A 4,928-nucleotide genomic window follows, 5' to 3' on the forward strand; every position below is an offset into this window, starting at 1 on the left:
CCTGGAAGCACAATGTGCAGGTGATGATCGAGGGCCCCGGTCACGTGCCGATGCACAAGATCAAAGCCAATATGGACAAGCAGCTGAAGGTCTGCGGCGAGGCGCCCTTCTACACCCTGGGCCCGCTCACCACCGACGTTGCGCCGGGCTACGACCACATCACCTCCGCCATCGGCGCGGCGATGATCGGCTGGTTCGGCACGGCCATGCTCTGCTACGTGACGCCGAAGGAGCACCTCGGCCTGCCCAACCGCGACGACGTCAAGGTGGGCGTCATGACCTACAAGCTGGCCGCCCACGCCGCCGACCTGGCCAAAGGTCACCCGACCGCGCGCGCCTGGGACGACGCCATCAGCCGTGCCCGCTTCGAGTTCCGCTGGGAGGATCAGTTCAACCTCGGCATCGACCCGGAGACGGCGCGCGAATACCACGACGAGAGCCTGCCCAAAGAGGCCTTCAAGACCGCCCACTTCTGCTCCATGTGCGGCCCGAAGTTCTGCTCCATGAAGATCAGCCAGGACATCCGCGAGGACGCCCGCAAGCAGAACGAGGTCGCCGTCGGCATGGAGGAAATGGCCGCCAGGTTCCGCGAAAGCGGCGGCGAGATCCTGGTCCCGGTGACGCCGGCGGAATAGGGCTCGGGCCCGTGTCCGAGCGGATCGAGATTGAGGCCGGCGGGTCCTACGACGGCCTCGACCTGTCGGACTACGACTTCGCCGAGCGGGATCTGGCCGATATCAAGCTGACGAACTGCGTCCTGACCGACGCCCAGCTGAGCGCCGTGATCTTGCAGGGCGCGCGGTTCGTGGAGTGCCGGTTCCTGCGCTGCCGCTTCGCCCATGCGGACCTGCGCGAGGCGGTCTTCATCCGCTGCAATTTCGCCGATCCGGACAGCCACTCCGGCGTGCAGGTCGCCTTCAGCCAGCTGGACCAGGCCCGCTTCGAGGCCTGCGACCTGTCTTTCGCCGACATCGAGCGGACCAGCGCCTGGTCGGCGGGATTCACGGAAACCAACCTGCGCGGCGCCCGCTTCCACCGCGTCGACTTCGCCCGCGCGCTCAGTCGCAACACGGTCCACACCGCCGCGGTCTTCCAGCGCTGCAATCTGGAGCTCTGCGACCTGTCCGACGCGGGCCTGCGCGGCTGCGACCTCTCCGGGTCGTCCCTGCGCGAGGCCGACCTCACCGACGCCGATCTGGAGGGGGCGGACCTCTCCGGCTGCGATCTCTTCCAGGCGGTGACCGGCGGGGCGAAGCTGGCCGGCGCCGATCTGCGAGGCGCTCAGGTCTCGGGCCTCGATCTCCTGGCGTTGGGCAGCCGCGACGGGATGAAGGTGACGCTGTCCCAGCAGCAGGACCTGCTGAGCGCGCTCGGGCTGGATATCCATGCGGACTAGCTGGCCGTTGAGCGCCTGGCTGGCGGCGGCGGTCGTGGCGCACCTGGCGACGGACTCGGCGGACCAGCTCGCTCCGCTGCCGCAGACCCTGCAGCTCTACGGACCTATTGTGTCCTATGCGGTTCCCGCCGCCGTCGGACTGGCCGCCTCGGGGCGTCTGACGCCCTGGAGAGCCGCCGCCTGGGCCGTGCTCGTGGCCGGGGCCCACAGCGCGGCGGTCTTTGTCACCTTCAAGGCGACGCCGGGTTTCAACGAGCCGCTGTGGATGTTGGGGCCGGCCGGCGGCTTGGGCGGATTGATCGGCGCGGCGCCGGCGCTGTTGGGGCTGATCGCGCTCGGCGGGGCCAAGCTTTCGCGGCGGACGCTTCTGTGGGCGGCTGGAGGGTCCGCGACGCTGGCCGTGCTGGGCGGGGTCCTTTGTCTGGCCCTCTTCATGGGCGGCGTCGACCTGCTGCGCGCCTTCGCGTTGCCGGTCGTGCTCTATCTGCCGTGGCAGATCGTCTTCAGCCTTCTGGTGGCGCGGATCAGTCCCGCGCGCGCTGGGCCCTAGCCTTCTGCTGGGCGGGCCAGATGCGCACACCCACCGCCAGGGTCACCGAGCCCAGAACCGCGCAGATCGCGCCGGCCCACTGGACCGCGTTCATGCCCTCGGCCGCGTAGTGGCCGGTCAGGGCGCCGGAGATCACCACCATGAAGGCGGTCGCCCACTCGCCCAGCTCAGTCCAGTTGATCATCAGGTCGTCCCCGGTTCATTCGACACGCACGAATGCCACCCGCTGTTTACCGAAAGGCAAAGGACTGCCGCGATGCGGCATTGGGGCGCACGGACGCCTGCGCTAGGACTTCGCCACCCTCTGCTTCAGTGAGAGTTCGCCCATGGACGCCAAGGCCCTCAACGACTTCACCGCCGATCTCTGGGTCCGCGAGATCACGCCCGCCCTGGTCGACTACATCCGCATCCCGGCCAAGTCGCCGGCCTTCGATCCGGACTGGGCGACGTCGGGCTTCATCGACCAGGCGGTGGAGCACATGGCCGGATGGGCGCGGGAAAAGATCAAGGCCCTGCCCGGCGCGACGCTGGAGGTGGTGCGCCTGGAGGGCCGCACGCCGGTGATCCTGATCGAGAGTCCCGGCGATGTGGACGACACCGTCCTGCTCTATGGCCATCTGGACAAGCAGCCGGAGATGACCGGCTGGTCCGAGGGGCTCGGCCCCTGGGAGCCGGTGATCCAGGGCGACAAGCTTTATGGCCGCGGCGGCGCCGACGACGGCTACGCGATCTACGCCTCTGTGACCGCGCTGCTCGCGCTGCAGGCCCAGGGCCTCAAGCGCGCCCGCTGCGTGGTGCTGATCGAAGCCTGCGAGGAGAGCGGGTCCTACGACCTGCCGTTCTACGTCGACCATCTGGCGGAGCGGATCGGTTCGCCCTCGCTGGTGATCTGCCTGGACTCGGGCTGCGGGAACTATGACCAGATGTGGCTGACCACGTCGCTGCGCGGCCTGGCCGGCGGCCTGCTCACCGTCGAAGTGCTGAGCGAGGGTGTCCATTCCGGGGACGCCTCGGGCGTGGTGCCCGACAGCTTCCGCATCGCGCGCGCCATCCTTTCGCGGCTGGAGGACGAGGCCACGGGTGTGATCCTTCCCGCGGCCTTCAACGTCGAGATCCCCGCCGAGCGGAAGACCCAGGCCAAGGTCGCCGCCCAGGCGCTGGGAGAGACGGTCTGGAAGAAGTTCCCCTTCGCCGGCGACACCGGACCGCTGACCCGCGACACGCCGGAGCTGATCCTGAACCGCACCTGGCGGCCGGCCCTCACGGTGATCGGCGCCGACGGCCTGCCGGCCCCGCGCAGCGCCGGCAATGTGCTGCGTCCCGGCACCTCGCTGGCGCTCAGCGTCCGCATTCCGCCGACCGCCGATCCGGACGCCTGCGCCAGGGCCCTGGAGCAGACGCTCACCGCCGATCCGCCGCAGGGCGCGAAGGTCACCTTCCAGACCGTGCAGGCCAGCCCCGGCTGGAACGCCCCGCCGCTGGCGCCCTGGCTGGAGTCCGCCGTGCAGCGCGCCTCCCAGGCGACCTTCGGGCGCGAGGCGGCGATGATGGGCGAGGGCGGCACCATCCCCTTCATCGGCATGCTGGGCGAGAAGTTCCCGGCCGCCCAGTTTCTGATCACCGGCGTTCTGGGGCCGTCCTCAAACGCCCATGGTCCCAACGAATTCATCCACCTCCCCACCGGCCAGAAGGTCACCGCCGCCGCCGCCCTGATCCTGGCCGAGCACGCCGACCGCCCCCGCTAGCTTGCGCAGGCCGGCGCACGCCCCATCTGCAAGCCGGGCTATGGGGGAAATGGGCGTGGGCGGGATCGAACTCTGGCGGACGCAGCTCTACAGGCTCTGCGTTCTGTGGCCCGCGTGGCTGCTGACGCCGCAGGGGCTGAAGGTGCTGTTCAGCCGCTCGACGCTATGGCGCATCGCCCTGGCGGCGGCCTTCTTCGTGGCCATGATCGCGCTGGCCCAGACCCTGCCGGCGGACATCGCCCTGATCGCGGCCGGGGATGTGGTCGGCTATTTCGAGATCGCGGCGCTGGCCTGGGTGGCGAGCGCGGCGGGCGTGATCAGGACCGGGCCGGCGGCGGTCGGCCGCGCCCTGCTCGCGGCGGCCCGCAGGCTGGTCGCGGCCCGGCGCGAACGCCGGACCGCGATGCGCCGCCGCCGGCAAAGGCGGCCTCGGCCACCCGCCAGCGACGACGGCTTCCCAGGCGGGCGCTGGACCGTCGCCGCCTGAGCGCCTTGACCGCGGAAAAACGGAGACCGGTGGAAATGCCCGAAGTACGGTGGTCCGAGAGCGGGCGACCGCGCGCGGACGAGCCGGCTTGAAGACGCCTCACCGGTCCAGTGGTCGGCAGTCTTGCGAGCGAGGCTAGCGAGGCGCGCGGAGCGCCGCATGATGCAAATGCACTATACGGCGGCCGATCGCGGCGTCAGCTATTTCGCCTTTGGGTCCAGCATTACGTTCAGCATCCTGTCCTGCGCGCCGGCCAGCGAGGCGCAGGTCAGCTGCGCCGGCGCGGTGGCCGAGGCGTTGCGGAAATAGTGCACCACCACCTGTGCAGGCTCATAGGTCACCGAGCCCTGCGGAGCCTTCGTTTCCGGCGCGTCGCCGATGCGGGTCAGGAAGTCGCCAGCGGTCACGAAGCAGATCACCGGCACGGTGTGCTTGTGTTCGGGCATCGCCTGGCCCGGCGCGAAATCCACCCGCGTGGTCTCGACCCGCGAGACTGCCTTTTCCGGGGCGATAGGGACGATGGCCAGCGGCGTGCGGGCCGGGATCGGCGGTTGGGCTTGGGCGGCGGAGGCGGCCAAGGCCAAGCCGACCACTAGGCCTGCGCCAAAACGCAATGACATGATTAGCCCTCCGAGGTTGGGGCCAGCCTAGGAGCCTGCCCCCGTAATCAGAATTGAAATATTTCCGAGGTGGATCCTTGCGCAGGGGAGCTCGTCCCAGCATCGAACTTGCGACTTCACCCCCATCCGA

Annotated in this window: 7 protein-coding genes; 5 read left to right on the top strand and 2 right to left on the bottom strand. The window is 69.6% G+C overall.

The window, feature by feature from the left end; translation table 11 throughout:
- The 3 genes from E8A12_RS03255 to E8A12_RS03265 all read left to right on the top strand — a co-directional run.
- Positions 1–635, top strand: a 635-nt coding sequence (locus E8A12_RS03255) for a phosphomethylpyrimidine synthase ThiC (protein ID WP_293366320.1), incomplete at its 5' end; no start/stop codon positions are given.
- Positions 636–646: 11 nt separating this feature from the next.
- Entirely contained in the window at positions 647–1,396 is a 750-nt protein-coding gene (locus tag E8A12_RS03260; RefSeq protein WP_293366321.1) for a pentapeptide repeat-containing protein, read from the top strand.
- The gene (locus E8A12_RS03265) at positions 1,386–1,946 is read left to right on the top strand and encodes a hypothetical protein (RefSeq protein WP_293366322.1); all 561 of its coding nucleotides are present in this window, start codon (positions 1,386–1,388) and stop codon (positions 1,944–1,946) included. The genes E8A12_RS03260 and E8A12_RS03265 overlap by 11 nt, the downstream gene beginning before the upstream one ends.
- On the opposite strand, the gene E8A12_RS03270 is transcribed toward E8A12_RS03265, so the two are convergent.
- Positions 1,921–2,130: a hypothetical protein gene (locus tag E8A12_RS03270; protein ID WP_293366323.1), complete on the bottom strand. Its 210-nt coding sequence runs from the start codon at positions 2,128–2,130 to the stop codon at positions 1,921–1,923. The two genes, E8A12_RS03265 and E8A12_RS03270, sit on opposite strands and share 26 nt — an antisense overlap.
- 142 nt (positions 2,131–2,272) lie before the next feature.
- On the opposite strand from E8A12_RS03270, the gene E8A12_RS03275 reads away from it, so the two are divergent.
- Both E8A12_RS03275 and E8A12_RS03280 read left to right on the top strand, forming a co-directional pair.
- Positions 2,273–3,691, top strand: a complete 1,419-nt coding sequence (locus tag E8A12_RS03275; RefSeq protein ID WP_293366324.1) for a M20 family metallopeptidase — start codon at positions 2,273–2,275, stop codon at positions 3,689–3,691.
- Between the two features lie 55 nt (positions 3,692–3,746).
- Positions 3,747–4,178, top strand: a complete 432-nt coding sequence (locus tag E8A12_RS03280; RefSeq protein WP_293366325.1) for a hypothetical protein — start codon at positions 3,747–3,749, stop codon at positions 4,176–4,178.
- Between the two features lie 200 nt (positions 4,179–4,378).
- Here E8A12_RS03280 and E8A12_RS03285 read toward each other — a convergent pair whose 3' ends face one another.
- On the bottom strand, positions 4,379–4,798 hold the full coding sequence (locus E8A12_RS03285; protein ID WP_293366326.1) for a cupin domain-containing protein: 420 nt from the start codon (positions 4,796–4,798) through the stop codon (positions 4,379–4,381).
- Positions 4,799–4,928 lie beyond the last annotated feature (130 nt).

Origin of the sequence: Phenylobacterium sp. (genome assembly GCF_004799395.1) — a bacterium.
In the GTDB taxonomy this organism is placed as follows: domain Bacteria; phylum Pseudomonadota; class Alphaproteobacteria; order Caulobacterales; family Caulobacteraceae; genus Phenylobacterium.

Bases quoted from the DNA above. Each gene is read 5' to 3' on its own strand.
- E8A12_RS03265 (WP_293366322.1), top strand. From the start codon at position 1,386: ATGCGGACTAGCTGGCCGTTGAGCGCCTGGCTGGCGGCGGCGGTCGTG.
- E8A12_RS03270 (WP_293366323.1), bottom strand. From the start codon at position 2,130: ATGATCAACTGGACTGAGCTGGGCGAGTGGGCGACCGCCTTCATGGTG.
- E8A12_RS03275 (WP_293366324.1), top strand. From the start codon at position 2,273: ATGGACGCCAAGGCCCTCAACGACTTCACCGCCGATCTCTGGGTCCGC.
- E8A12_RS03285 (WP_293366326.1), bottom strand. From the start codon at position 4,798: ATGTCATTGCGTTTTGGCGCAGGCCTAGTGGTCGGCTTGGCCTTGGCC.